This is a genomic window from Rhodococcus sp. NPDC057014 (assembly GCF_042673295.1).
Classification (GTDB): domain Bacteria; phylum Actinomycetota; class Actinomycetes; order Mycobacteriales; family Mycobacteriaceae; genus Rhodococcus_F.
In genome coordinates, this window is record NZ_JBHUSF010000004.1 from 1 (window position 1) to 26,690 (window position 26,690).

Here is a 26,690-nt window from a genome sequence, read left to right on the forward strand (position 1 = left end):
CTCCCACATGGCGAAGAACATCTCGTCCAGCGACGCGAAGTTGGAGTAGAAGGCGCCGCGCGTGTAGCCGCCGCGTTCGCAGATCTGCTCGACCGTCGACCGTCCGAACCCGTTTTCGGCGAACACCTCGACGGCGGCGTCGAGCAGACGCCGCCGAGTTTGGCCGCGCCGTTTCGTCACCTTCCTGGGTGTGTCGGTGGCAGGGTCGGAGGAGCGCGCCGGTGAGGTCGGCATGTTTCCTCCGATCGGGTCGACAGCAACCGTCGATACACTAGCGTATCGGATACACCAGTGTATCGAACGTGGCCGTCAGCACCCGTTCGGAAGTGGGGCGGTCTCAGAGGTAGAGGTCCTGCTTCCGGATCAGGGCGGTCGCCACGACGCTCACGACCGAGGTCGCGACGAGGTATCCGCAGGCCAGCCAGGGAGTACCGCCGGCGGCCGCGATCAGGGCGGTGAGGATCATCGGGGTGATGCCCGACGCGTAGATCCCGGAGAACTGGTACACGACGGACAGTCCGGTGTAGCGAATCTCGGTGGGATACAGGCTCGCGTACAGCGTGCCCTGCGCCCCGTAGAAGAGCGCGTGGACGACGCCGAACACCAGCACCATCGCGACGCCGAACAGGACGACGTTCTCCGTCCCGAATAGGGCGAACGCGGGGAAGACCGCGAGTCCGTAGGCCCCGATCCCGACGAGGTAGATCCGCTTGGCGCCGTACCGGTCGACCAGCAGTCCGGAGAACGGCAGGAGCACGGCCATGACCGTCGCGGCGACGGTGACGACGAGGAGAACGGGAATCTTGGCGAACTCCAGATCCTTGGTGGCGTAGGTGATCGCGAAGACGCCCCACGTGTTGAACGCGGCGCCCTCGCCCCACCGCGAGAGCAGACCGAGGACGGTGCCCCGGCGCACCCGGCCGCGGAACACATCCTTCAGCGGAGCGGAGGAGCGCTTCGAGAGGTCGTGAACCTCCTGGAACGCGGGAGTCTCCTCGACCTTCAGGCGGACCACGAATCCGACGAAGACGAGGATCAGGCTCAGCAGGAAGGCAATTCGCCATCCGTACGTGAGGAACTGAGCGTCGTCGAAGATTACTTGCAGTGCGGCGAAGACGCCGGTGCCCAGGGCCAGGCCCAGCGCCAGACCGATCTGGGGGATGCTGCCGAAGATGCCGCGCTTCTTCGGGGGGCTGTGTTCGACGGCGAGGAGCACCGCGCCCGCCCACTCGCCGCCCAGCGCGAACCCCTGCAGGATGCGCAGCAGGAGCAGCAGTACCGGCGCGATCACCCCGACCTGCGCGGCCGTCGGCAGCACACCCATCAGGGCGGTGGCGATGCCCATGATGAACATGGTGAGTGCGAGCGTCTTCTTGCGCCCGATGCGGTCGCCGATGTGGCCGAAGACGACTCCGCCGATGGGCCGGACCACGAAACCGACCGCGAACGTGGCGAACGCCAGCATGGTGCCGACGAACGAACTCTGGTCAGGGAAGAACAGCTGGTTGAAGACGAGGCTGGCGGCCGTCGCGTAGAGGAAGAAGTCGTACCACTCGACCGTCGTCCCCAGCAGGCTGGCGGCGACGACGGTGCGGAGCCGCTTTCGCCGTTCGAGGTCGGATTCGTTCGAGGATGTGTACGGGGCGTCGGACAGCGTAGTCATAGCGCGGCGACCGTAACCTTGCCGGCTGCGGTCGGGCACTACTCCGAATCACGGTGATCGAAACCCTCGCGGCCCGGCTCCGTCGTTGATGAACTGGCCTGCGCTGCCCATCTGTCGTCGACAAGAGGATCGCGCGTGTCTCTGCATTTCCACTGGTTCCTTCCCACCTACGGTGATTCCCGCAACCTGATGGCGGGTGGTCACGGGAGTTCCATGGCAGGGGACCGTCCCGCGACGCTGCGATACCTCAACCAGATCGGCGCGGCGGCGGAGTCGAACGGTTTCGAATCGGTTCTGACGCCCACCGGCGCGTGGTGCGAGGACGCCTGGCTCACCACGGCCATGATGCTGGAGACCACCGAGACGCTGAAGTTCCTCGTCGCGCTGCGTCCCGGACTGCTCAGCCCCACGCTTGCCGCGCAGATGGCGGCGACGTTCCAGTGGCAGTCGCAGGGACGGCTGCTGCTCAACGTCGTCACCGGCGGTGAGGACCACGAACAGCGCACCTACGGCGACTACCTGGACAAGACCCAGCGCTACGCCCGTTGCGGCGAATTCCTCGACGTCATCCGAAAGCTGTGGGCGGGAACCGGGCCGGTCGACTACGCGGGTGAATACATCCGGGTGGAGAACGCCCAGTTGCAGCGTATTCCCGACCCGGTGCCGCCGATCTTCTTCGGCGGGTCGTCGCCGGCGGCGGGCACCGTGGCGTCCCAGTTCGCCGACACCTACCTCACGTGGGGCGAGCCGCCGAGTGCCGTCGCCGGGAAGATCGCCTGGATCCGCGACCTCGCCGACGTCCAGGGCCGCACCCTCGACTACGGCATCCGACTGCACGTGATCAGTCGCGACACGTCCGAGGAGGCGTGGGCCGAGGCCGACCGCCTGCTGTCCGCCCTCGACCCGGCGACGGTCGAGCAGGCGCAGCAGAGCCTGGCCCGGTCGGGTTCCGAGGGCCAGCGGCGCATGCGGGAACTTCACGGCGGCGGCAGCGCCTATTCGAAGGACGGTGGGGCGCGCGCTCTCGAGGTGGCCCCCAACCTGTGGTCCGGGGTCGGACTTGTCCGCGGCGGTGCGGGCACCGCGCTGGTCGGCTCGCACGAGGAGGTCGCCGACCGCATCGCCGAGTACGCGGCGCTCGGACTCGACCACTTCGTCCTCTCCGGCTACCCGCACCTGGAGGAGGCGTACAACTTCGGCGAAGGGGTCCGGCCGATCCTCGAACGCCGCGGGCTCGTGCAGTCCCGCACCCACCGTCCCGGGGATCTGTCCGGGTCGACGGCGTTCCTGTCGCCGAGTCGGTAGCCGCCACCCGCTCGGCTGAGAGTCAGCGCGCTCGGTGGCGTCGTACGGCGTCCCGGTTCGCGCACCTGGGTGAGCAGTACCGCTGACGGCCGTTGCGCGAGGTGTCGGCGTAGATGGCGGTGCACTCCTCGAGCGCGCAGCGGCCGAGTCGGTGCATGCCGCGGCCGACGAGGTGCAGCGCGGTGCCGACGGAGAACAGTGCCTCGAGGACGCCCGCGAGGGACTGCTGGTCGTCGCGGTAGTGGAGGTGCCAGCCGTCGCCGGCGTGGTTGGTCAGCCGCGGGTACGCGGACGCTTTCGTGAGCAGGAGGTTGACCTGTTCGGCCCGGGCTTCGTCGCTCGTGGCGTCGGCGATCGCCGACCACCGGTCGAGCATGGCGAGCACGTCGGTGAGGTCGGCGTCGGTGACGGGGAAGTCGACGACGATGCCGGCGTCGACGCATCGGTCGACGAGTTCGCCGGTCGAATCGGGCGGGTGATTCGCGAGGTCGGCGGCGAGGGTGACCGCATACTCCCCGTAAGGGTTGAGATGCACAATGCCATTACATCACGCTGGGTGCATGAGCGAACATCACGAACACGACTGGCAGGAAGTCTCCCGGCATCGAACGAGCACGGGCGTGGTCACCTATCTCGGCTGCGCGTGCGGCCGGTGGCAGTTGTCGCTGGCCGAGGCGTCGCTAGAGGAATCTAGCCATATCTACGTCCGGTCGCAGATCTGAATAGATTCGTATACGGACCGCCGTTTCCCGGTCGAGGGTCTGGCATTTTCGGCACGAGGCGCACATAATCACCACGTGAGCCAAGTTACTGTTACTCCGAGTTCACTCATTCTTGCCCAAACGGGCGGAGAGGGTGGCGGTGCGGCATTCGACCAGATCATCGGAATCACGGTGGCGACGGCGATCATCACCGTGGGTCTGCTGTGGATCGCGTACCTGCATCGCACACGCAAGATCACGTGGCTGCAGACGATCGCCGACGCGGCGTCGCGCGCACTCGACCGGCCCCCGTGGGTGGCCCTGCCCCTGGTGACGTTCGTCGGGACCATCCTGACGGCATTCTTCGGTTTCATCTGGGACGTCAGCCTGCACATCGGGCGGGGCCGCGACGACGGGCCGCTCGCGAACCCCGCGCACTACTTCATCCTCGTCGGGCTGTTCCTGCTGTTCATCACCGGAATGCTGGCGATGATCCTGCCGCGCGACGAGAAACCCGGTCCGGCGGCGATCAAGATCACCCGCACCTGGTACGTCCCGGTCGGTGGCGTCCTCGTGGCCGGAGCGGGTCTGTACGCCCTCATCGGATTCCCGCTCGACGACGTCTGGCACCGCATCTTCGGCCAGGACGTCACGCTGTGGGGCCCGACGCACCTCATGCTGATCGGCGGTGCGGGACTGTCGCTGATCGGCGTCCTGCTCTTGGACTACGAGGGCCGGATGGCGACGCCCGGGGAGGTGAAGCCGGACAGCAGGCTCATCTGGTTCCTGCGGTGCGGCACGTTCGGCGGCCTGCTCATCGGCCTGTCCGTCTTCCAGATCGAATACGACTTCGGCGTCGAGCAGTTCCGTCTGGTCCTGCAACCGATGATGATCGCCGGAGCGGCCGCCTTCACCCTGGTGGCGGCGCGCATCGTTCTCGGACCGTTCGCGGCGATCGTGGCCGTGGCGGTGGCAGGCGTCGTGCGCGCGATCACGGCGCTGATCGTCGGACCGCTTCTCGGTGCCCCCACCAACGTGTTCGAACTGTGCCTCGGCGCCGCCGTGGTGATCGAATTGCTCGCGCTGACACCGCTGATCAAGAATCGGGTGGCGTTCGGGGCCGTCGGCGGACTCCTCGTCGCGACGGTCGGGCTGTGGCTCGAGTCGCTGTGGATCGACGCCGTGTACATCTACCCCTGGCCCACCAGCATGTGGCCGGAGGCGCTGGCCATGGCCGTGCCCGTCGGCATCGCGGCCGGAGCCTGCGGCGCGCTGCTCGGGCGGGTGCTCCGCTCCGAGGGTCTACCGCGCCCCGCGATCAGCCGCACCATCGTCGTCGCCACCGTCGTGGTGATCGCCGGCGCCACGGCCAACGGCCTCGTCGCCACGGTCCCGGACAAGGCCACCGCGACGATCGCTCTCACGGAGGCCGCTCCGGACGGCGGCCGCATGGTCGACGCGGAGGTGCGCATCGACCCGCCCGACCTCGCCGGCGAGAATCCCGAATGGGTGTCCATCCTGTCCTGGCAGGGCGGTCCCGGACTGGGCAACGGTTTCACGGTCGACCGGCTCGAACGCACCGGACCCGGCACCTACCGGACGCACGAACCGGTCCCGGTCCACGGAACGTGGAAGACGTTGCTGCGGGTGCAGGACGGGCGCACCATGACGGCCGTCCCGATCTACCTGCCCAGCGACCCGGGCATCGGCGCGGAGGAACTGCCCGCCGTCGCGTCCTCGACCCGCGACTTCGTCCCGGAGATCACCATCCTGCAGCGGGAGCGGAATTTCGACCACCCGTCCTGGCTGTTCGGCGCCGCATCGCTGGTGGTGCTCGTGTGCACCCTGGCGCTGATCACCGCGCTGGCCTGGGGAGCGGGCCGGATCAGCAAGTACACGCAGGGGCAGGCGGCCACCGGCACCCGCGAGGACGTGACGGTGACATGAACCCGGTGCACGATCCGGATGTCGTCTACCTCGCCGATCATTCGGTGCTGCTGGCGATTCCGGCGTTCGTCCCCGCGTTCCTGGTGGCCGGGCTGGTCATCTACCTGGCGGTCCGGGACCGCAAGGCGGAAGCCGCCGAGAATGCCGAGAACGCGAAGCACGGCCCGAGCGAGAACGAAGAGGAGATCTAGGTGATCAGGCGGTTGGCCGGAATTGTCGTCGTACCCGCTGTCGTCGCCGCCCTGGTGTCGGGCTGCGGAGGCGACGACGACACACCGGCCACGGAGGACGGCGTCGTGATCGACGTCGTCATCGAGAACGGCACGGTCACACCGGGCAACGAACGCATCGAGGCCACGGTGGGGGAGACCGTCACGGTGCGGATCGACAGCGACGCCGACGACGAGTTGCACGTGCACGCCGTCCCGGAGCACTCGTTCGAGATTCACCCCGGAACACAGGAAACCCAGTTCTCCGTCGACGTTCCGGGCCAGGTGGCGGTGGAGTTGCACGACACGGGTAAGACGGTGGCCACCCTGCTCGTGCGTCCATGACCGCTGTTCTCGCGCACGGTCTCGGCGGATCCACCGACCTTCCCATCCCGTTCACGTATGCGCTGGTCGGGGCGAGTTGGGCGCTCACCGTCTCCTTCGTGGTGCTCGCGTTCGCGTGGCGCACCCCGAAGCTGGATCCGGACAACCCGGGGCGCAGGCTGCCCGGCTGGGTGACCCGGTTCGCCGACGCTCCGGCGACGCGGACCGTGCTGGCCGCTGTCGGTCTGGTGTTCGCGGTGTGGGTGGCCCTCGCGGCCTTCTTCGGGCCCTCGGAATCGTCGGAGAACGCATTGCCGGGCGTGTTCTACGTGCTGCTCTGGGTGGGGCTGGTCGCGGCGTCGCTGGTGTTCGGGCCGGTCTGGCGGGTGCTGTCCCCGGTCCGCACCGTGCACCGGTCGGTGTGCGCGGCGACCGGCCGCTCACCGGCGGAAAATGATGCGCGGTACCGCAACTCGTGGGGATACTGGCCCGCCGTCGCGGGATTGTTCGCCTTCGTCTGGCTCGAACTCGCCTCCGGCGACCCGGGTTCCGTGGCCGCGGTGCGCACCTGGCTGCTGGTGTACGTCGTGGTCACGGCCGCCGGGGCGTTCGTGTGCGGCGAGCGCTGGTGCGAGCGGGGCGACCCGTTCGAGGTGTACAGCACGCTGGCGTCCCGGTTGTCTCCGCTGAGCCGCGATCGGAGCGATGGACGGATCGTGCTGCGCAACCCGCTGGACCACCTGGGGTCGATGCCCGTGCGGGCCGGCTCGGTCGCGTTGATGGCAACCCTGCTGGGGTCCACGGCCTTCGACAGTTTCTCCGCGTTCCCCTGGTGGTCGCGTCTGATGGACGGGATCGGTTCCCCGATCGGCGCCACCCTCGCGCGGACGGCCGGGCTCCTGTTCTTCGTCGGCTTCGTCGGCGTGTCGTTCTGGGTGGCTTCGCGGGCCGCGGGGGGACTGCGGCCCGAGCAGCGCGCCGCTCTCCCGGGGCTGCTGTCGCATTCGCTGATCCCGATCATCATCGGCTACGTCTTCGCGCACTACCTGACGTATCTGGTGGAGAAGGGGCAGGCGACGGTGATCCTGCTGGCCGACCCGCTGGGGCGGGGATGGAACCCGCTGGGGCTCGGCGACGCCGAGGTCTGGTACGTGCTGTCCGAACACCCCGCGGCCTCGGCGTCGATCAAGGTGCTGTTCGTCCTCGCCGGGCACGTACTGGGAGTGATTGCGGCACACGACAAATCGGTGCGGCTCCTGCCGCGGGGCCATCAGCTGACCGGGCAGCTGGCACTTCTGCTCACCATGGTCACGTACACGTTCGGCGGGCTGTACCTGCTGTTCGGTGGCTGACGGCCCCAGTCTGCGTCAGCGGGCAGTGTGCGTCAGCGTGCGAGAACGACTGCCGCCTCCGCGGTGAGCGAGGCGAACGTGAACGTTTCCTCGAGGTAGAGCGTGACGTCGTCGGCGGTGTGGCTGTCGTAGCCGATCGACAGATCCGTGCCGAGGGTCAGCTGGTTGTCGCCACCGCGCGTGGACAACACGTACCCGCCGCTGATGGCGGGGGCCCAGATGATGTCGCCGGTGACCAGGTCGCGCAGGTGGTGGAACACCGGATGCCCCTCGTCGCGGGTCTCGCTGACCGCGGTGTACGCGTCGGCGTCGAGGACCACCGAGTACGGTCCCTCGACTCCGGCGAGTCGCAGCGCCGACAGCGCGGAGGCGACGGCGTCGGGGATCAGCAGCGGATCCTCCGGCAGACTGAGAACCGGGTTGTCGCTGGACGGTCCGAGTCCGCGGATGCCCGCCTCGTCGAATCCCTGGAAGATCGATTGGTCTTCCGCGAACGCGACCGCCTTCGCGGCGTCCTTGACGGGCTGCCAGTCGGAGTCGAGGGAACCGCGGGCGACGTCGTCGACCTCGGCGCGGCTCAGGGTGAACGGGAACCGGAGTTCGACGAGCGGGTCGACCTGCCGCTGCTGGGCGCGGATCCTGCTGTCGGACGCCTTGATCGGGTTGACCCGGCCGAGGTTGTGGGCCGAATAGGAGTATCCGAACGGTCCCGCGACATCGACCACGCGCCTGCCCGCGACGTGGCGCTTGAACGTGCGGGTGGCCTCTTCGCCGATCTGCTGCCAGGCCGCCTCGGTGACGGGTGCCAGGTTGCGGTGCAGATTGCTCGAATCACTCATTGCGATACTCCTTTGAGACCACCGATTTTCAGGGACAGTTCGTACGGGTCGGCCGCGGCGGGCTCGACCGGGTCTTCGGGTGCCGGCTCCGCGACGGCCGGTGCGTCGCCGAGCGATTCGAGCACGTCCCGGCTCGGCACGAAGAACAACGTGCCGGTGGCCGCCGTGGAGAAGTCGAGGATGCGGTCGTAGTTTCCGGGTGGCTCGCCGAGAAACATTCTCCGCAGCATCAGCTCGGTGACGGCGGGATCCTTGGCATACCCGATGAAGTAGGTGCCGTACTCGGCCTCGCCGAGACTGCCGAATGCCATGTTGTCCCGGAGGATCTCGTGCTCGACGCCGTCGTCGTCGACGATGCTGTTGAGGGTGACGTGCGAGTTGCTCGGCTGGACGTCGTCGTCGAGTTCGATGTTGTCGAGCTTGGTGCGCCCGATGACCCGTTCCTGTTCCTCGGTGCTCAGCGTGCTCCACCCATCCATGTCGTGCAGGTATTTCTGCACGATCACGTAGCTGCCGCCCCGGAAGTCGGGGTCCTCGTCGCCGATCAGCGCAGCGTCGGACGCGTCGTCTTCGGTGGGATTCTCGGTGCCGTCGACGAATCCGAGGAGATCGCGGGAATCGAAGTAGCGGAAGCCGTGCACCTCGTCGACGACGGTGGCGGCGGACCCCAGCGCGGAGACGATCCGGCGGCCCAGTTCGAAGCACAGGTCCTTGCGCGCGGCCTTGATGTGGAACAGGACGTCGCCGGGTGTGGAGGGCGCGCTGTGCGCCGGTCCGGACAGTGGGACGAACGGGTGCAGGTGGGCCGGCTTCGACGACGCGCTCACGCGGTCCCAGAACTCCGCGCCGACACCGACCACGCAGGACAGGGAGCCGGCGAGTTCGCGGAATCCCACGGCCTTGAGCGGGCCGTCGATGCCGGAGATCACCTCGCACACCGTCGCGCGGTCTTCGTCGGAGGGGCCGGCGACGAGCACCAGGAACAGGGAGGCAGGGCTGGGCGGAGTGAGGACTGCTTGGGGTGCCAATCTCGCGACTGGGCCTGGCATCTGTGTCTCCGTTCACTCCGACGTACGACGCTGCACTGTCCGGAACCTCAGGTCCCATCTAACCGTTTCGGACCGTCAGGTTCCATTCGATCGACCCGCGTGCCGCCGTGGACCGCCGGAATGTGTCGGTGGGGGCTCCTATCGTCGAGGTCATGCCATTGTCTGTGTCCGAGCGCGAACAGTTCCTGTCCGAGCCGCACATTGCGGCGCTGTCGGTCTCCGCCGGTGAGAGCCGCGGACCCCTGACGGTCCCGATCTGGTATCAGTACGCCCCGGGAGGTGAGCTGTGGGTACTGACCGGCGCCGGTTCGGAGAAGGCGCGCCTGATCGAGGCGGCCGGGCGATTCACGATGATGGTCGAGCGAGTCGACCCCACCGTCCCGTCCGGTACGTCTCCGTCGAGGGCGCGGTGACGCGAACGGTTCCGGGAACCGATGCCCAGTTGCGGGAGATCACCGAGCGCTACCTTGCGCCGGACAAGGTCGACGCCTACCTCGACTTCGCCAGGGCCGAACTCGGCGAACAGGTCGCCATCTACCTCCGCCCCGAGCGCTGGCTGTCGGCGGACATGGGTGCCGCCTGAAAGCGGTATCTAGCTGTACGTAGCTGGGAAACATCGAATATACAGCTGTGAACTGTGCAAAAGGGAATTCTGTCGCGTGGTCGGGAAAGCGTTTACAAATCCGGTGACGTGGGTCATAGTAGTCGGGTTCCGGCAGTTCCTCTTCACAGTCAGGAGTTCTCGATGGGCATGACCGAACTCGGCACCGAGCGGTCGACCGCGGCGCCGCACGGGTCGGCAGGGCAGCAACGCCGCCGGGTGATCAAGGCGAGCGCGGCGGGAACCGTGATCGAGTGGTACGACTTCACGCTGTACGGTCTCGCGGCCGCCCTCGTCTTCGGGCCCCTCTACTTCCCCGGGGCGGGATCCCTCGCCGGCACGATGGCCGCCTTCGGGACGTTCGCCGTCGGGCTCGGCGCCCGCCCGATCGGTGGGCTGGTGTTCGCCCACTTCGGCGACCGGATCGGCCGCAAGCCGATGCTCCTCATGACCCTGCTCGTGATGGGTGCCTCGACGACGCTGATCGGCGCACTGCCCACCGCGGACGCGATCGGCATCTGGGCGCCGATCCTCCTGATCGTCCTCCGCCTGTTCCAGGGTGCAGGCGCGGGCGCCGAGTTCGCCGGGGCGATCACGATGGTCTCCGAATCCACCGACAGTTCCCGGCGAGCCCTCTCCAGCGCGTATCCGGGGGCCGCGATCTATGTCGGAACCGGCGGCGCCACCGCGATCTTCGCGTTGCTCACGCTGATGCCCGACGACCTCTTCCTGTCCTGGGGGTGGCGTCTTCCGTTCCTGGCCAGCGCGGGCATCGTTCTCGTCGCCGGGTACCTGCGCCTGAAGGTGAACGAGACGGCGGTGTTCGAGGAGGCCGCCCAGCACGGTGAGGTGGACGGTGCACCGCTGGTCGACGCGGTCCGCAACCACTGGCGGCAGATCCTGTGCGGACTGGCCCTGTTCAGCTTCGTGATTCCGTGGGCCTACGTCATGCAGGTCTTCGCGCTGTCATTCGTGACCAAGACCCTCGGGGTGGATTCCACCCAGGCCCTGATCGGGTTGATCGTCGCCGAGTTCTGCGCCATCCCGGTCATCCTCGGCTTCGGCCGGCTGGCCGACCGGATCGGCCGCAAGCCGGTCCTGTTGTCCGGCGCGGTCTTCGGGATCGTCTTCCCGTTCCCGATGTTCATGATGCTGGACACCCGGTCGCCGTGGATGGTCGGGCTGGCGCTGATCCTCGGTATCTGCCTCGTCCAGGGCACGACGTCCGGACCGGGTGGCGCGATGCTCTCCGAACTGTTCCCCACCAAGATCCGCTGGAGCGGTATCGCGATCTCCCGGGAGATCCCCGCCGCGGTGGTCGGCGGCACGATCCCGCTGGTCGCCACCGCTCTCGTCGCCGTCGCCGGCGGAACACCCTGGCTCGTCGCGAGTTACCTCATGGGCCTGAGCGTGGTGGGTCTGATCGGCATCGCCCTGCTCCCCGAGACTCTCGGCCGGAGCGTGGGTGCGCGCACCCCCGTCGAGGCGGCGTCGTGACCCGGCGTGTCGTGGTGGTCGGCGCCGGTCTCGCGAGCGCCGCGCACCTCACGGCCCTGCGGGCGGTCGGCGCCGACGTCGTCGGTGTGGTGACGCGCGACGGGACGAGGGCGGCCGCCGCCCGCCGGCTGGCACCGGAGGCGCGGATCCTCCCGAGTCTCGACGCGGCAGCGGCCCTGGACGCCGACACCGCGGTGGTGGTCACGCCGCCGTCGAGTCACCTCGCGGTCGCGTCGGCGCTGGCCGAACGCGGCCTGGACCTGGTGATCGACAAACCGCTGGCGGCCTCGTTGTCCGATGCGCAGGCGATCGTGGACATGGCGGAGCGGACCGGTGTCCGGGCCGCGGTCACGCTGCAGCACCGCTACAAGGAGGCGGCGCGCCGCGCGCGGCAACTGCTGGCGGACGGCACGATCGGCACGCTCCGTTCGGCGACCGTCACCGTTCCGCTGTGGCGGCCGGACTCCTACTACGCGGAGGCCGGGCGCGGCACCTGGGAGCGCGACGGCGGCGGAGTGCTGATCACCCAGGCCATCCACACCCTCGACCTCTACCTGTCGCTGACCGGACCGGCGCGCAGTGTCGTGGCCGCTGCCTCCACCAGCCGTGGGCGTCTCGAGGCCGAGGACACGATCCACCTGCTGATCGACCACGGCTCGAATGCGGCGTCGGTGACGGCGAGCACGGCGTCCTGGCCGGGCGGCGCCGAGACGATCCACCTCTTCGGCGACGCGGGACAGCTTCGGCTGGCCGGTGATTCGCTGGTCCTGATCGACGACGGTGCGCGCACGCTCGTCGACGGGTCCGTCGACGCGTCCGGACCCGACCCGCTGTCGATGACGGCGTGGTTCCGGTCGTTGTACGAGGACGTCTTCACCAGTTGGGCGGCAGGGGCGGCGCCGCTGTCCGATGCCCGGTCCGGCCTGCGCGTGCAGTCGGTGATCGACGCCGCCTACCGGTCCGTCGCAGCCGGCGCGACACCGGAAATCGTCTCCGAGGAAAGGGAAAGTGCATGTCAGTCTTGAGTATTCGGGTCGACGGTCCGAACGAGTATCGTCTCGACCGCGGTGACGTCGCGGAACCCGGCGAGGGAGAGGTGCTCGTCGCTCTCGACTCGGCCGGGATCTGCGGCGGGGACCTGTCGCATCTGCGAGGCCGCAACGCCGTCGCCGCGTACCCCACGGTGCTGGGCCACGAATGCGCCGGACGCGTGTCGCGGGTGGGCCCGGGCACGAGCCTCACCGTCGGGCAGCCGGTGATGGTCTACCCGACCACGGGGTGCGGGCGCTGCCGCGCCTGCCGCGACGGCAGGATCAACAACTGCCCCAGTATCCGGGTATTCGGGCTGTCCGATCCGCGCGGGTGTTTCAGTGAGGAATTCGTCGTTCCCGAGACGCAGTGCGTGCCCGTGAGCGACGCCGTGCTGGACCGTTTCGGGGCCCTCGTCGAACCGCTCGCCGTCGGCGTGCACGTCGTCCGCCGCGGCGGCGTGTCGGCGGGGGACACGGCGCTGGTCGTCGGGACCGGGGCGATCGGTCTCGCGTCCACGCTGGTGGCCCGGAGCCGGGGTGTCCGGGTGTTCGGTGTCGATCGCTACACCGAACGGGAGCGGCCGGCCCTGGCGTGCGGGATGAGCGATTTCACGACGGATTCGGGCGACGCGCTCGAGGGCTGGCTCCGGGACCGGACGGAATCGGTCGACCTCGTCTACGACACGGTGTGCTCCCAGGAATCCGCTCGGCTTGCGTTGCGGGTCCTCGCTCCGGGCGGCCGGTACGTGGCGATCGCGTCCGCGAAACCCGGGCACGAACTAACGCTCGATTACAGCGCGCTCTACGCCCGCGAACTGTCCGTCGTGGCGTGCCGGAACTACGTGCGGCAGGACTTCGTCGACGCGGCCGAACTGCTCGAGTCGGGGCAGGTGGACGCGTCGCCGCTGCACACCGCGACGTTCGCGCTGGACGACTTCGGCCGCGCGGTCGAGGAGCTCGAATCGAACGGCAGCAGGCACGTCAAGGTGCTGCTGACGTCGCGGAAACTGCTCGGAACGCGCGCGTTGTTGCACGGGGTGTGAGCGTCCGCGTGATCCGTGGCTTCCTTCGCGCTACGCTGTAAGCGTTTCCACCCTGTGCTGGGTGGGCGGTGGCAATGGCGACGAGAGATGCAGAGGCAACGATGGCTGATCAGACCCGAGTGCCCGCGAGCCGTCGCGTCACGATCAACACCGTAGCGAAGGCCGCCGGCGTCTCGATCGCCACCGTCTCCCGCGTCATGAGCGGCAGCTCGTCGGTGACCCCGGACCTCGCGGCCCGGGTCCACAAGGTCGCCGAGGAGCTGTCCTACCGGCCCAGTAGCGCCGCCCGCGGACTCGTCCTCGGGTCGCTGAGAAACATGGGCGTGATCCTGCCCGACCTGGCCAACGCGTACTTCTTCGACGTCGTCAAGCAGATGCACCACGGCGCCACCGCCGACGGATACCGCATGCTCGTCGCCGACTACTCCGGTGACGCGGCCGACGAACTCGCCACCGCCCTCGACCTGCTCGGCCAGGTCGACGGTCTCGTGCTGCTCTCGTCGAGGATCCCGACGAGCGGGCTGAAGGAGCTCGCCAGGCAATCGACTCCCGTTCTGCTCGTCAACCGGGTGGAACTGGGGGTCGATCTCCCCATGGTCGCGGTCGACAACTTCACCCCGATGATGGAGCTGTGCGGGCACCTCGCGACGCTGGGCCACCGGCGGATCGTCTACGTCAAGGGCTCGGACCTGGCCTGGCAGAACCGTGAGCGGTGGCGGGCCATCGAAATGGCGAAGGTGCTCGGGATCGAGGCGACGGCGGTGCCGTCCGACGGGACCATCGAGGGTGGCTACGACGTGGTGGAGGAAGCGCTCACGCACGAGCCGACCGCTCTCGTGTGCTTCAACGACCTGACCGCGCTCGGTGTCATCTCGAAACTGCGGGAGCGGGGACTTCGTGTCCCCGAGGATATTTCGGTTACCGGTTTCGACGACATCGACATGGCGCGCCACCTGGCGCCGCGCCTGACCACGGTCGTGAGCCCCAAGATCGACCTGGGCGACCAGGCGTGGTCGCTGATGCGTGCCGCCCTGAACAACGAGACCACCACGTCTCCGCCGCTGATCTCCGCGAACGTCGTCATTCGCGAGTCGACCGGCCCCGTCCCGAGCTGAGCCGGATCGGCGGCCGAACCGCCGATCATCCATGTCACCCCGGCGCACAGTGCTGCGCCGGTGCGGTGAAGCAGGCCGACGCGACAATCGTCGGTGAATCGTGTTGTTTCCGGTCGCCGGACAGATCTCGGAAACTTTCTGTAATCGCTTTCTTGATGTTGTTCAGCTCACACTATAGTGTGTCAATACACGGGGTGCATGGCGTTCATGGACCGATTGGCCAGATGTAAGCATTTACAGGAGCGGATATGACACAGCCGGGAACGGGTGCCGCGGCGAGGCGCTGGACACCGACCACCGCGACACGAGCCGTGAGCGGCATCGCGCCGGGATCGACGATCGCCCTCACCGGTTCGGGCGGCGGAATCCTTGAACCGGACACCGTGCTGAAGGCGCTCGAAGAGTGCTTTCTCGCGACCGGATCGCCCAGGGACCTCACGATCGTGCACGCCCTCGGCATCGGTGACCGGGTGCGCCGCGGAACCAACCACCTCGCGCACAAGGGCATGATCAAGCGGGTCATCGGCGGGCACTGGACGTGGTCGCCGACGATGATCGAACTCGTCCGCAACGACGAGATCGAGGCGTACGCCTGGCCCGGCGGCGCGATCAGTCAGCTGCTACGGGAGATCGGCGCGCGCCGGCCCGGCCTCGTTACCGCCACCGGTCTCGACACGTTCGTCGACCCGCGGCACGGTGGCGGCAAGTTCACGCCGTCCGCCACCGAGGACCTCGTCGAACTCCTCACGCTGGACGGTCGTGAGTACTTGCGCTACAAGCCGTTTCCCGTCGACGTGGCCATCGTCCGCGGCGATTCCATCGACCCGTCCGGCAACGTCACGTGCTCGGGGGAGGCCGCGCAGCTCGACGCGCTGGCCGTCGCCCAGGCGGCGAAGGCCTGCGGCGGCCGGGTCATCGTCCAGGTGAAGAACCTGCTGGACCGGCCGATCGATCCGCGGCTCGTGCACATCCCGGCGGTCCTGGTGGACGACGTGGTCCACGCGCCAGCCCAATGGCAGACGTACGCAGGCGAATTCGACCCGCAGCTGTCGGGCGACGCGGCGAATGCCGGCTTCGGCGCCACGAACCACGACCCGATCCGCATGCTGATCGCCCGGCGGGCCGCCTCCGAGGTCCGGGACGGCGACGTCCTGAACGTCGGCTTCGGGGTGTCCGCCCTGGTCGTGGACGCGCTCGCCGAGCAGGATCGGCTGGACGACATCACTCTTGCCATCGAGCAGGGGCTGATCGACGGCATTCCCGTCTCCGGCGACCTGTTCGGGGCCGCGCGCGGACCGAAGGTCGTGCATTCGTCGACCACCCAGTTCGATCTGTTCTCGGGCGGAATGCTCGACGTCAGCTGCCTGGGCATGGCCGAGGTCGACGCCACCGGCGCCGTCAACGTCAGCAAGATCGGCGGCGGCATCGTCGGACCGGGCGGTTTCATCGACATCTCCCAGAACTCGCCGCGCGCCGTGTTCTGCGGAACGTTCACCGCGCGCGGACTGGACATCGAGATCGTCGGGGGAGAACTGGTGATCCGGCGGGAAGGGTCGGTGCCGAAGTTCGTCGACCGCGTCGACCAGGTCACCTACTCCGGCGCTCTCGCCGTCCGTGAGGGACGCGAGGCGGTGTACGTCACCGAACGCGCCGTCTTCGTGCTCACCCGGGACGGCCTCGAACTCGCCGAGATCGCTCCCGGAATCGACATCGATCGGGACATCCTTCCGCACATGGGATTCCGCCCGATCGTCAACAACCCACGCCTGATGGACGCGGAGCTGTTCGCCCCCGTCGCCGTACACATCTGAGGAGACAAAACACATGCCCACCGGAAACAGTGTCATTCCGTCGTCCGTGCTCGGAACCGACGAACGCACGCTCGTCGCGGAGTTCGTCGACGAACGGATCCGGCCGGTCGCCGGCGAACTGGACGAGACCGAACGATTCCCCGAAGAGATCTACGCCGAGATGGGCAAGATCGGGCTCTTCGGCATCACCGTGCCCGAGAAGTTCGGCGGATTCGGCGGCACCGCCCTCGACTACCTGTTCGTCATGGAGTCGCTGTCCTACGGGTATGCGTCGGTGGCCGACCAGTGCGGGCTCGTCGAGATCCTCGGCAGCCTGCTCGGCAACTACGGCACCCCCGAGCAGCGGGAGCAGTACCTGCGCCCGATGCTCTCCGCCGAGAAGCGCTGCGCCTACGCGCTCACCGAGCCGGGTTCCGGATCCGACCTCGGGTCGATCACCACGCGGGCGGTGCGCAGCGGCGACGGCTGGGTGCTCAGCGGCGAGAAGATCTACATCCACAACGCCCCCGTCGCGGACTTCGCGGTCGTGCTCGCCGTGACCGATCCCGAACTGGGGAAACGCGGCGGCATCTCGGTGTTCCTGGTGGACGTCGACCGGCCCGGCGTCAGCCGCGCCTACCACGAGCACAAGATGGGGCAGCGGGCGTCCCAGGTCGGCGGGCTGGTGTTCGACTCCGTCCGGCTGTCGTCCGACGCGCTCCTCGGTGAGGAGGGCCAGGCGTTCGGTTACATGATGAAGGTGCTGGCCAAGGGCCGTCTCGGGATCTCGGGACTGAGCCTCGGCATCAGCCGCGCCGCACTGGACGCCGCCACCCGGCAGTCCCTCGACCGCAGCCAGTTCGGCAAGCCGATCTCCGCCAACCAGGGCATCTCGTTCTCCCTCGCCACGGTCGCCACCGAACTGCGGGCCGGCACCGCGCTGTCGGTCGAGGCGGCGCGGGCCCTCGACACCGGCGCGGCGGACGCCGAGACGCTCTGCTCGATGGCCAAGCTGTACGCGTCCGAGGGATGCGTGCGTCACGCCGACGCCGCCGTGCAGGTGTTCGGCGGCAACGGCTTCATCCGCGGGTACGAGGTGGAGCGCCTGTACCGCGACGCCCGCATCACGAAGATCTACGAAGGCACCAGCGAAATGCAGCGGCTCATCATCAGCCGGGCCGTGCTGAAGGGTGCCGCGGGCACCGGATCGGACGAACGATGACACCGGCGAACCGATCGGTCAGGGCGGCAGTCCGGGCCGTCGGCGTTGCCGCGGCCGTCTCCGTCATGGCGAGTTCCGCCGTCGCCTGCTCGACGGGATCGGAACGGACCGAGCGGGACGGCGCCACCGTCGACCGCGGCGACATGGTGATGGTCTCCGAGGTCCGGTCGCTGACCAACCCGTACGAGGCCGCGTGGGTGCAGGGCAGCCGCGCGTACGCCGAATCGCTGGGGATCGAACTGAAGGTGATCGTCTACGGCGGCGATTCGCAGAACGCGCTGTCGCAGTTGCAGTCGGTGCTCGCCGCGGGAAAGACCGTCCTGCTCAACATCAATCCGAACACGAGCGCCGACACCCCGGCGATCGTGCGTGCCGTGCAGAACAGCGGCGGGTGCGCGGTCACCCAGTGGAGCAAGCCCTCGGACCTGCACCCCTGGGACGTCGGCAACGGGTGGGCGTCCTACGTCGCCTACGACGGTGTCCAGCAGGGCGCCGACACCGGCAAGGCGCTCGTCGACTCGCTCGGCGGCACCGGCGGCGTGATCGCGCTGCAGGGCCTGCTCGCCAACGAGATCAGCCAGACCCGGTTCCAGGGCTTCCAGCAGGCCATGAACGGGCAGTCCGGCATCACGCTGCTCGACGACCAGCCCGCCGACTTCGACCGCAACAAGGCGTACACCACCACGCAGACCCTGCTCAACAAGTACGGCGACCAGGTAAACGGCATCTGGGCCGCAACCGATTCCATGGCCCTCGGCGCACTGCAGGCGGTGCGTGAAGCGGGCCGGGCGGGCGAGATCAAGATCGCCAGCGCCGCGGACGCCACCCCGGAAGGGCTGGGCGCGATCGCCGACGGCGAACTGCTCTCCACCTACACGACCGACCCCTACTTCAACGGCGCGATGGGACTCGCCATCTGCTACCAGGCCATGACCGGGGACATCGACGTCGCGTCGCTGCCCCGCGAGAACCGGGAATTCTACGTCGACCAGTCGCTGATCACCGCGAGCAACGTCGACCGGTTCCGCACCGTGCCGAGTGACGAGGAGATCGTGCGGTCCGTGCAGGATCCCTTCTCCCGCATCACCGGTCCGGTGGCGCGGTAACCCCCTCACCATTCACGAACCACACAACCTTCCGAAGGAGTGACGATGTCGACGACCGAAATGACGGGGGAGGTGACGACTCCCGATCCCGCCCTGCCCGTGCGCGCCACACGACCCCGCGTGCGCCGGTTGCTGTCCACCGCAGGCCCGCTCACCGCCCTGCTCGGACTGTGCGCCGTGTTCGCCGCACTGGCTCCCGGGTTCGCGACGGCGAGCAATGCGATGGCGATCGTGGAGCAGGCCGCCATTCCCGTGATCCTCGCGATGGGCGCCACGCTGGTGGTCCTGGTAGGCGGCGTGGACCTGTCCATCGAGGGCGTGATGGCGGCCAGCGGGCTGACGTTCGTCCTGCTCGCCGCGAACAGCGTCAACGGCAACGACCTCGGACTCCTCGCGGTCCTGATCGCGCTGGGCGTCGGTCTGCTGTTCGGGGTGGCCAACGGCGTCCTGCACGTTTTCGCCCGGGTGCCGTCCTTCCTCGTCACACTGGGAACCTGGTTCGTCGGGCTCGGTGTCGCCACCGTGCTCTTCGGCACCGCCACCCCCCAACTCGCCGACCCGTCGCTCGCCGCCTGGGCGGGCGGCCACTGGCTCGGTCTTCCCGTCGTCGTGGTGTTCGCGCTCGCGGCCGTCGCCGTGACGGTGCTGCTGTGCACGAAGACCCGGCTCGGTATGCACACCTACGCGATCGGCGGCGACGAGGCCACCAGCCGCCTGGCGGGCGTCCCGGTCGGGCGCACCAAGATCATCCTGTTCGCGGTGGCCGGAGTCCTCTCCGGGCTCGGGGGAGTGCTGGCCACGATCCGGCTCGGCGTCGGCGACGTGAGCGTCGGATCGGGAAGCCTGTTCCTCACCCTGTCCGCGGTGGTCGTCGGCGGCACTCTGCTGTCCGGCGGGCGCGGTGGGCCGCTGCACTCCCTGGTGGGCGTGCTGCTCCTCGTGGTCCTCGGCAACGGACTGCTTCTCTCGGGCGCCAGCCCGTACATCCAGCAGGGCGCGCAGGGACTCATCATCGTGGTCGCGGTGATCGCCACCGGGTGGCCCGCCCGCAGTCGATTGAGGGTCGTGAAATGACATCGCTCCTGGAACTCCGCAACGTCACGAAGAAATTCGGACCCAACACCGTCCTCGACGACGTGAGCCTGTCCATCGCCCCGAACGAGGTGGTGGGACTGATCGGCGAGAACGGCGCCGGAAAGTCCACGCTGCTCAAGATTCTCGCGGGAGTACACCGGCAGGACGGCGGCCGGATGGTGCTCGGCGGGCGCGACGTGAGCTTGTCGAGCCCGGCCGACGCGGCCGACCACGGAATCGGGGTGGTGCACCAGGAACAGTCGCTGCTGCCGAACCTCACCGTCGGCCAGAACCTGATCCTCGGGCACGAAGGCGACACCGCCCGTGGCGGATTCCTGCGCCGGCGCCGGATCCGGGCCCGTGCCCAGGAGATGCTGTCGGTGGTGGAGTCGACCGTCGACCCGGGTGTACTCACCGAGACGCTCGGTTTCGCGCAGCGCCAGATGGTGGAGGTGGCGCGCGCCGTCGCGTCCAGGCAGTCCGAACACCCGCCGCTGCTCATCCTCGACGAGCCGACGTCGGTGCTCGAACCCGAGGACGTCGAGGTGCTCCACCGCCGGGTCGCCGCCCTCAAGGAACGCGGCTCCGTCATCTTCGTCTCGCACCGCCTCGACGAGGTTCTCCGCTTCTCCGACCGCGTGTACGTGCTGCGCGACGGCAAGGTGGTCGGCGAGAGGATCGCTTCGGCGGCAACCGAATCCGAGCTGTACCAGCTGATGATCGGGAAGGGTGCGGCCGAGGAGATCTACTCGTCGGAGCGCAAGCGCGCCGTCCCCCGGACCGGCACACCGACGCTGTCGGTCCGCAATCTCACGTGTGGCGGCAAGGCGACGGACGTCTCGCTCGACGTCCACGCCGGCGAGATCGTGTCGGTGGTGGGGGTGGTCGACTCCGGCCGCGAGGAGGTGGCCCGCGCCGTGTTCGGCGCCGTCCCCGTCGACTCCGGAACCGTCGAGATCGACGGGCAGCGTTCGGCGCCGGGATCACCCGCGGACGCCGTGCGCTCCGGTGTCGCGTACGTTCCGGCCGAGCGTCGCGTCGAGGGCATGATCGCCGGGGCGACCGTCGCACAGAACATCGCGACGGTGCATCCGGTGAAGGCGGGCGGCGGCCGCATCTCCTCCGGCGCCCGGGTGCAGGAGACGGCGCGCACCTGGATCGACAGACTCGGCATCCGGCCCGCCGACCCCGACGCCGACATCGCGCGACTGTCGGGCGGCAACCAGCAGAAGGCCGTGGTCGCCAAGTGGATCCTGGGCGACGGACTGAAGGTGCTGGTGCTCGACCACCCCACCCGCGGGCTCGACATCGGTGCTAAGGAAGACCTGTACGCCCTGTTCCGCGACCTGTCCGAGCGGGGAGTGGCGATTCTGGTGCTCGCCGACACCCTGGACGAGGCGATCGGCCTCGGCCACCGCGTGCTCGTGATGCGCGACGGCGAGATCACCGCCGAGTTCGACTCGCCGCCCGGAAACCCGCCCAGCAAACTCCAACTCCTCGAGAAAATGATGTGATCGCCGTGGCAACAGAAACTTTCACCGAGAGGACTTCCGCCGACACGCGCGCGCCCGGGGGTGCGGCGGCCGCGGTGTCCCGGACGACGCGGGACCGGCTGCGCCTGGCGGGACCGTCGGTCGTGCTGGTCGCGCTCGTCCTCCTCGTCGCTCTCGCCGAACCGAACTTCCTGTCCGTGAACGCCCTCGCCGTGGTCTCGGCGCAGGCGGTCCCGATCCTGCTGCTGGGGCTGGGCCAGATGTTCGTCATCCTCACCGGCGGCATCGACCTGTCGGTGGCGGCGCTCGCGTCGCTCGCCACGGTGATCCTGGCGACGGCGATCGGGTCGCTCGGCCCGATCGCGGTCGTCGTCACCCTCGTGGCGCTCACCCTGATCGGTGCGCTGACCGGTCTGCTGATCGTGTTGGGGCAGGTCCCGTCGTTCGTCGTCTCGCTCGGTGCGCTGGGATTCTGGGGTGCCGTCGCGCTCGTCGCCTCGGGGTCGACCACCATCTACATCAGCGAAGGCTACGACGCGATCTTCTGGCTCAGTTCGTGGACGGTGCTCGGACTGCCGATGGCGGTGTGGGCGGGCGTGGCCTCGGTCGCCGCGGTGTTCTGCGCGATGCGGTTCTCGCCGCGGGGCAACGTCTTCCACCTCGTCGGGCTGGGGGAGATCGCGGCGATGATGAGCGGCGTCCGGACCCGGGTGGTCCGGGTCGGAGCGTTCGCCCTGTCCGGTTTCTTCGCGGGAGCCGCTGGTATCGTGTTGTCGGCCCAGCAGCAGAGCGCCGCACCGCAACTCGCGGATTCGCTGCTGCTTCCCGCGATCGCGGCCGTGCTGGTCGGCGGTTGCGCCATCACCGGTGGAATCGGTGGCGCATGGCGGGTGCTCGTCGGCGCCCTGGTGGTCACCGTCCTCCGGGTGGGCGGTTCGGTGGCCGGCATCGATCCCAGCTTCCAGCAGATCGTGTACGGCGTGGTCGTCATCGTCGCCGTCGCCGTGACGCTCGACCGCAGCCGGCTCTCGATCATCAAATAAGACTTTGTGTCAGTGTGAGATTCGAAGGAGAACGATGAGTACGACGGCACGCGGTGCGGTGATTCACGAAGTGGGCGGCAAGTGGGAGGTCGACGATCTCGTCCTCGCCGAGCCCGGTCCCGGGGAGGTGCGGATCAAGGTGATGGCGTCCGGGCTGTGCCACTCGGACGATCACCTCGTCACCGGCGACATCCCCAACACGCTGCCGCTGGTCGGCGGTCACGAGGGTGCCGGGGTGATCGACGCCGTCGGTCCCGGGGTCACCCGGCTCGCCGTCGGCGATCACGTGGCCACCGCCTACCTCCCCGCCTGCGGAACTTGCGCCTGGTGCGCGCAGGGGATGCAATATATCTGCGATACGGGGGCCGGTATGGAGGCTGGTTTCATGCTCGACGGAACGGCGCGGTTCGCCACGCAGTCGGGGCGGCCGATCGGTGCCATGCAGCGCCTCGGCACGTTCGCGAATTACCTCGTGACCTCCCAGGCGCAGGCCGTGAAGATCGACGCGGACATCCCGTTCGACGTGGCCTGCCTCGTGTCGTGCGGGGTCGCGACCGGCTGGGGCTCCGCCGTGAACGGCGCGGGTGTCCGTCCGAGGGACACCGCCATGATCGTCGGGGTCGGCGGGGTGGGGATCAACGCGGTGCAGGGCGCCCACCACGCGGGGGCCGCGCACGTCGTGGCCGTCGACCCGGTGGCGTTCAAACGCGAACGCGCCCTCGAACTCGGCGCCACCCACGCGTACGCGTCGATCGACGAGGCCATGCCGTTCGTCCGCTCGGTCACCAACGGCCAGGGCGCCGACAGCGCCGTCGTCACCGTCGGGGTGGTGGACGGTCAGCTGATCGCCGACGCGTTCGGCGCCGTCCGCAAGGAGGGCACCGTCGCGGTCGTGTCGATCGGCCAGAACGCACCGGGAATCCCGATCAGCCCGCTCGAACTGGTGGTCTACGCCAAGCACCTGCGCGGGGTCCTGTTCGGCAACTGCAATCCCACCCGGGACATCCCGGCGCTCCTCGACTACTACAAGTCGGGGCGATTGAAGCTCGACGAACTGATCACCAGGCGATACGCCCTGGACCAGGTGAACGACGCCTACGCGGACCTGCACGCAGGGCTCAACCTGCGCGGCGTCCTCATCCACGAACACTGACAAGGAACGGCTCCAGATGTCGACAGTCGAAGCAACACACCTCCGCACCTACGGGCACTTCGTCGGTGGCCGGGCGGTGCCCCAGTCGGACACCACGTTCGAGCGGATCAGCCCGGCCGACGGCCGCGTACTCGCGACGTACACCGCGGGCACGCGCGCCGACGCGCTGGACGCCGTCGCCGTCGCCCGCACGGCGTTCGACGAGGGTGAATGGCCGCACTGGACCGCGATGGACCGCGGCCGCGCGCTCCTGCGCTGCGCTGGGCTGATGCGCGAACACGAGGAACACCTCGCCCGCATCGACGCCGAGGAGACCGGCAAACCGATCACCCTCGCCCGTGGTGACGTCGCGGCGAGTATCGAGTTGTTCGAATACGCGGCGGCCCTGGCCATGACGATGCACGGCGAGGCACACACGGCGCTGGGCGACGACTGCACCGCCATGGTGGTCCGCGAGCCGGCCGGTGTGGTCGGCATGATCATTCCCTGGAACTTCCCGCTGCTCCTGCTCGCGCAGAAGCTGCCGTTCGCGCTCGGCGCCGGCTGCACCGCCGTGATCAAGCCCGCGGAGTTCACGTCCGGCACCGCACTCGAACTGGCCCGGTTGCTCACCGAGGCCGGCGTTCCCGACGGCGTGGTGAACGTGGTCACCGGTGCCGGTTCGGTGGTCGGCGCACCCCTCGCGGAGAGCCCGTTCGTCGACATCCTGTCGTTCACCGGGAGCACCGAGACGGGCAAGCGCATCGTGGAGGCGTCCGCGGGCAGCGTCAAGCGGCTGTCGATGGAACTGGGCGGGAAGGCCGCCAGCGTCGTGTTCGACGACGCCGACCTCGACGACGCACTCGACGGCGTCCTGTTCGGGGTGTTCTTCAACCAGGGCGAATGCTGCGTGTCGGGCGCCCGGCTCCTGATCCAGGACTCGATCGCCGACGCGTTCGTCGCGCGCCTCGTCGAGGCCGCCGGCCGCATCACGGTGGGCGGGCCGCTCGACGAGGCGAGCGAACTGGGTCCGATGATCGACGCGGGCCACCTCGCGAACGTCCTCGGCCACATCGACGCGGCGCGGCGGGACGGCGCGACCGTCCTCACCGGCGGCACCCGGCTGGGTGGAGAGAGCTGGGGGAGCGGGCATTTCGTCGCCCCGACCATCCTCGACGGCGTCGCCGAAGAGTCCGCCGCCTTCCAGGAGGAGATCTTCGGTCCCGTCCTCACCGTCACCCGCTTCAGCGACGTCGACGACGCCATCCGGCTCGCGAACGCCACGGAGTACGGACTGGCCGGGTCGATCTGGACCAAGAACATCGACAAGGCACTGCGGGTGGCCCGCGAGATGCGCAGCGGCCGGGTGTGGGTGAACACCACCATCGACGGCGCCCCGCAACTGCCTGCCGGCGGCATGAAGCAGAGCGGGTTCGGCCGCGAGATGGGCCAGGCCGGCTTCGACGAGTTCACCGATGTCAAGACCATTCAGATCCGCACCGGACCACGCACGCGTGTGTTCCCGAACTGGACCGGAGGCAACCGATGAGTGCCGGCACCTACGACTACGTCATCGCGGGCGGTGGCACGGCGGGCTGTGTGCTCGCCGGGCGGCTGACCGAGGATCCGACGGTTCGGGTTCTCCTGCTCGAGGCCGGCGGCAACGACCGGCATCCGTTCATCCACGTGCCCGCGGGATTCGCGAAACTCACCGCGAGCAAATACGACTGGGGATTCTCGAGTGTTCCCCAGGAGCACTGCAACGGTCGCGTCATCCCGCTCGCGCAGGGCAAGGTGATCGGCGGGGGCGGCTCGATCAACGCCCAGGTGTTCACGCGCGGCGCGCACGAGGACTACGACGAGTGGGCACTGAAATACGGTTGCGCCGGATGGTCGTTCGACGAGATCCAGAAGTACTTCCTCCGGTCCGAGGACAACGAACGACTGTCGGCGCCGTACCACGGGACCGACGGGCCGCTCGGTGTGTCCGACCCGATCAACCCGCATCCGCTGTCGAAGTCGTTCGTCCAGGCGGGGCAGGAATTCGGCTTGCCGTTCAACGGTGACTTCAACGGCGAGCACCAGTACGGTGTCGGCCTCTACCAGACGACCACGAAGAACGCCCGCCGGTGCAGCGCCGCTGTCGCCTACCTCGGACCCGCCAGGAAGCGCCCCAACCTCACGGTGCGGGAGAACGTCGTCGTGTCGCGGGTACTGCTCGACGGCGGACGCGCCACCGGGATCGAGGTGCTCACCCCGCACGGCGTGGAGACGTTCCGCGCGTCCCGCGAGGTGCTCGTCGCCGCCGGCGCGTTCGGATCGCCGAAGATCCTGCAGCTGTCCGGGATCGGGCACCCGGACGATCTGCGGGACGCGAATGTCGAGGTGGCCCATGCCCTTCCCGGGGTCGGCCGGAACCTGCACGATCACTGCGATCTCGACGTCATCTACGAACTCCGCGAGTACCAGAGCCTGGACCGCCTGAACCTGATGCGTCCGGCCACGGCCAAGGCGGGGCTCGAGTACGCCGCCTTCCGGCGGGGTCCGCTGGCGTCGACGGTCGTCGAGGCCGGTGGATTCAGCTTCGGGCACGCGCAGGAATCGATCCCGGACCTGCAGTTCCACTTCCTGCCCGCCGCCGGCGTCGAGGCCGGCGTCGCGGCGGTCCGCCCGGGATACGGCTGCACCCTGAACTCGTACGCGCTGCGGCCGGAGAGCCGCGGGTCGGTGAAGATCCGGTCGAACGATCCCACCGCCCAGCCGCTGATCGACCCGCACTTCCTCGCCACCGACTTCGACCTCGAGTCGAGCATCGAGGGGCTGCGGCAGAGCCGGGAGATCATGGCGCAGTCGTCGATGGCCCGGCACATCAAGGCGGAGCACCTGGCCGGGGGACTGTCGGTGAACACGAAGGACGATTACGTGAAGTTCGTCCGCGCGTACGGCCGCACCTCGTACCACCCGGTCGGCACGTGCGCGATGGGCGTCGGGGACGACGCCGTGGTCTCCCCGGAACTGAAGGTGAGGGGCATCGAGGGTCTGCGGGTGGTCGACTCGTCCGTCATGCCGCGGATCGTCAGTTCCAACACGCAGGCTCCCACGGTGATGATCGCCGAGAAGGCCGTCGATCTGATCCGTGGGGAAGGATGACCGG

Annotated in this window: 24 protein-coding genes and 1 pseudogene; 20 read left to right on the forward strand and 5 right to left on the reverse strand. The window is 68.7% G+C overall.

The window, feature by feature from the left end:
* Together ACFTZB_RS01420 and ACFTZB_RS01425 are read right to left on the reverse strand one after the other, a co-directional pair.
* A partial coding sequence (locus ACFTZB_RS01420; RefSeq protein WP_378429761.1) for a TetR/AcrR family transcriptional regulator occupies positions 1 to 234 on the reverse strand: 234 nt, incomplete at its 3' end.
* A gap of 103 nt (positions 235 to 337) precedes the next feature.
* Positions 338 to 1,663, reverse strand: a complete 1,326-nt coding sequence (locus tag ACFTZB_RS01425) for an MFS transporter (protein ID WP_378429762.1) — start codon at positions 1,661 to 1,663, stop codon at positions 338 to 340.
* A 135-nt stretch (positions 1,664 to 1,798) separates the two neighbouring features.
* Here ACFTZB_RS01425 and ACFTZB_RS01430 point away from each other — a divergent pair, with 135 nt between their 5' ends.
* Positions 1,799 to 2,968 carry an LLM class flavin-dependent oxidoreductase gene (locus ACFTZB_RS01430; RefSeq protein WP_378429763.1) on the forward strand — a complete coding sequence of 390 codons (1,170 nt, stop codon included), beginning with the start codon at positions 1,799 to 1,801 and terminating at the stop codon, positions 2,966 to 2,968.
* A 22-nt stretch (positions 2,969 to 2,990) separates the two neighbouring features.
* On the opposite strand, the gene ACFTZB_RS01435 is transcribed toward ACFTZB_RS01430, so the two are convergent.
* Positions 2,991 to 3,503: a CGNR zinc finger domain-containing protein gene (locus ACFTZB_RS01435; protein WP_378429764.1), complete on the reverse strand. Its 513-nt coding sequence runs from the start codon at positions 3,501 to 3,503 to the stop codon at positions 2,991 to 2,993.
* A 25-nt stretch (positions 3,504 to 3,528) separates the two neighbouring features.
* On the opposite strand from ACFTZB_RS01435, the gene ACFTZB_RS01440 reads away from it, so the two are divergent.
* The 5 genes from ACFTZB_RS01440 (at position 3,529) to ACFTZB_RS01460 (ending at position 7,501) form a co-directional block, all read left to right on the forward strand.
* Complete coding sequence (locus ACFTZB_RS01440) at positions 3,529 to 3,690, forward strand: hypothetical protein (protein ID WP_378429765.1); 162 nt, start codon at positions 3,529 to 3,531, stop codon at positions 3,688 to 3,690.
* 75 nt (positions 3,691 to 3,765) lie between these two features.
* Entirely contained in the window at positions 3,766 to 5,616 is a 1,851-nt protein-coding gene (locus ACFTZB_RS01445) for a hypothetical protein (protein WP_378429766.1), read from the forward strand.
* Positions 5,613 to 5,807, forward strand: coding sequence for a hypothetical protein (locus ACFTZB_RS01450; RefSeq protein ID WP_378429767.1), 195 nt, complete (start codon positions 5,613 to 5,615; stop codon positions 5,805 to 5,807). The genes ACFTZB_RS01445 and ACFTZB_RS01450 overlap by 4 nt, the downstream gene beginning before the upstream one ends.
* A complete protein-coding gene (locus ACFTZB_RS01455) occupies positions 5,808 to 6,170 on the forward strand; it encodes a hypothetical protein (RefSeq protein ID WP_378429768.1) in 363 nt (120 codons plus the stop codon).
* Entirely contained in the window at positions 6,167 to 7,501 is a 1,335-nt protein-coding gene (locus ACFTZB_RS01460) for a hypothetical protein (protein ID WP_378429769.1), read from the forward strand. The genes ACFTZB_RS01455 and ACFTZB_RS01460 overlap by 4 nt, the downstream gene beginning before the upstream one ends.
* A gap of 32 nt (positions 7,502 to 7,533) precedes the next feature.
* Here ACFTZB_RS01460 and ACFTZB_RS01465 read toward each other — a convergent pair whose 3' ends face one another.
* Together ACFTZB_RS01465 and ACFTZB_RS01470 are read right to left on the reverse strand one after the other, a co-directional pair.
* Complete coding sequence (locus tag ACFTZB_RS01465; RefSeq protein WP_378429770.1) at positions 7,534 to 8,340, reverse strand: family 1 encapsulin nanocompartment shell protein; 807 nt, start codon at positions 8,338 to 8,340, stop codon at positions 7,534 to 7,536.
* Entirely contained in the window at positions 8,337 to 9,389 is a 1,053-nt protein-coding gene (locus tag ACFTZB_RS01470) for a Dyp-type peroxidase (protein WP_378429771.1), read from the reverse strand. The genes ACFTZB_RS01465 and ACFTZB_RS01470 overlap by 4 nt, the downstream gene beginning before the upstream one ends.
* A 152-nt stretch (positions 9,390 to 9,541) precedes the next feature.
* On the opposite strand from ACFTZB_RS01470, the pseudogene ACFTZB_RS01475 reads away from it, so the two are divergent.
* The 14 genes and pseudogenes from ACFTZB_RS01475 to ACFTZB_RS01540 all read left to right on the forward strand — a co-directional run bounded on the left by ACFTZB_RS01475 (position 9,542) and on the right by ACFTZB_RS01540 (position 26,686).
* Positions 9,542 to 9,972, forward strand: a pseudogene (locus ACFTZB_RS01475) (pyridoxamine 5'-phosphate oxidase family protein).
* 162 nt (positions 9,973 to 10,134) lie between these two features.
* Positions 10,135 to 11,487, forward strand: a complete 1,353-nt coding sequence (locus ACFTZB_RS01480) for an MFS transporter (RefSeq protein WP_378429772.1) — start codon at positions 10,135 to 10,137, stop codon at positions 11,485 to 11,487.
* Positions 11,484 to 12,512 (forward strand): Gfo/Idh/MocA family protein, encoded by a 1,029-nt coding sequence (locus ACFTZB_RS01485; protein WP_378429773.1) that lies wholly within the window; start codon positions 11,484 to 11,486, stop codon positions 12,510 to 12,512. The genes ACFTZB_RS01480 and ACFTZB_RS01485 overlap by 4 nt, the downstream gene beginning before the upstream one ends.
* A complete protein-coding gene (locus ACFTZB_RS01490) occupies positions 12,509 to 13,561 on the forward strand; it encodes an alcohol dehydrogenase catalytic domain-containing protein (protein ID WP_378429815.1) in 1,053 nt (350 codons plus the stop codon). Before ACFTZB_RS01485 ends, ACFTZB_RS01490 begins: the two co-directional genes overlap by 4 nt.
* Before the next feature lie 101 nt (positions 13,562 to 13,662).
* A complete protein-coding gene (locus ACFTZB_RS01495) occupies positions 13,663 to 14,676 on the forward strand; it encodes a LacI family DNA-binding transcriptional regulator (RefSeq protein ID WP_378429774.1) in 1,014 nt (337 codons plus the stop codon).
* Positions 14,677 to 14,924: 248 nt separating this feature from the next.
* A complete protein-coding gene (locus ACFTZB_RS01500; protein ID WP_378429775.1) occupies positions 14,925 to 16,487 on the forward strand; it encodes a CoA-transferase in 1,563 nt (520 codons plus the stop codon).
* Positions 16,488 to 16,500: 13 nt separating this feature from the next.
* Positions 16,501 to 17,688 (forward strand): acyl-CoA dehydrogenase family protein, encoded by a 1,188-nt coding sequence (locus ACFTZB_RS01505; RefSeq protein WP_378429776.1) that lies wholly within the window; start codon positions 16,501 to 16,503, stop codon positions 17,686 to 17,688.
* Positions 17,685 to 18,794 carry a sugar ABC transporter substrate-binding protein gene (locus ACFTZB_RS01510; protein WP_378429777.1) on the forward strand — a complete coding sequence of 370 codons (1,110 nt, stop codon included), beginning with the start codon at positions 17,685 to 17,687 and terminating at the stop codon, positions 18,792 to 18,794. Before ACFTZB_RS01505 ends, ACFTZB_RS01510 begins: the two co-directional genes overlap by 4 nt.
* A gap of 45 nt (positions 18,795 to 18,839) precedes the next feature.
* Positions 18,840 to 19,868: an ABC transporter permease gene (locus ACFTZB_RS01515; RefSeq protein WP_378429778.1), complete on the forward strand. Its 1,029-nt coding sequence runs from the start codon at positions 18,840 to 18,842 to the stop codon at positions 19,866 to 19,868.
* On the forward strand, positions 19,865 to 21,382 hold the full coding sequence (locus ACFTZB_RS01520) for a sugar ABC transporter ATP-binding protein (RefSeq protein WP_378429779.1): 1,518 nt from the start codon (positions 19,865 to 19,867) through the stop codon (positions 21,380 to 21,382). The genes ACFTZB_RS01515 and ACFTZB_RS01520 overlap by 4 nt, the downstream gene beginning before the upstream one ends.
* A 5-nt stretch (positions 21,383 to 21,387) precedes the next feature.
* Complete coding sequence (locus ACFTZB_RS01525; RefSeq protein WP_378429780.1) at positions 21,388 to 22,404, forward strand: ABC transporter permease; 1,017 nt, start codon at positions 21,388 to 21,390, stop codon at positions 22,402 to 22,404.
* A 34-nt stretch (positions 22,405 to 22,438) separates the two neighbouring features.
* Positions 22,439 to 23,557, forward strand: a complete 1,119-nt coding sequence (locus tag ACFTZB_RS01530; RefSeq protein ID WP_378429781.1) for a Zn-dependent alcohol dehydrogenase — start codon at positions 22,439 to 22,441, stop codon at positions 23,555 to 23,557.
* Between the two features lie 16 nt (positions 23,558 to 23,573).
* Positions 23,574 to 25,085: an aldehyde dehydrogenase family protein gene (locus ACFTZB_RS01535; RefSeq protein WP_378429782.1), complete on the forward strand. Its 1,512-nt coding sequence runs from the start codon at positions 23,574 to 23,576 to the stop codon at positions 25,083 to 25,085.
* The gene (locus ACFTZB_RS01540; RefSeq protein WP_378429783.1) at positions 25,082 to 26,686 is read left to right on the forward strand and encodes a GMC family oxidoreductase; all 1,605 of its coding nucleotides are present in this window, start codon (positions 25,082 to 25,084) and stop codon (positions 26,684 to 26,686) included. Before ACFTZB_RS01535 ends, ACFTZB_RS01540 begins: the two co-directional genes overlap by 4 nt.
* Positions 26,687 to 26,690 lie beyond the last annotated feature (4 nt).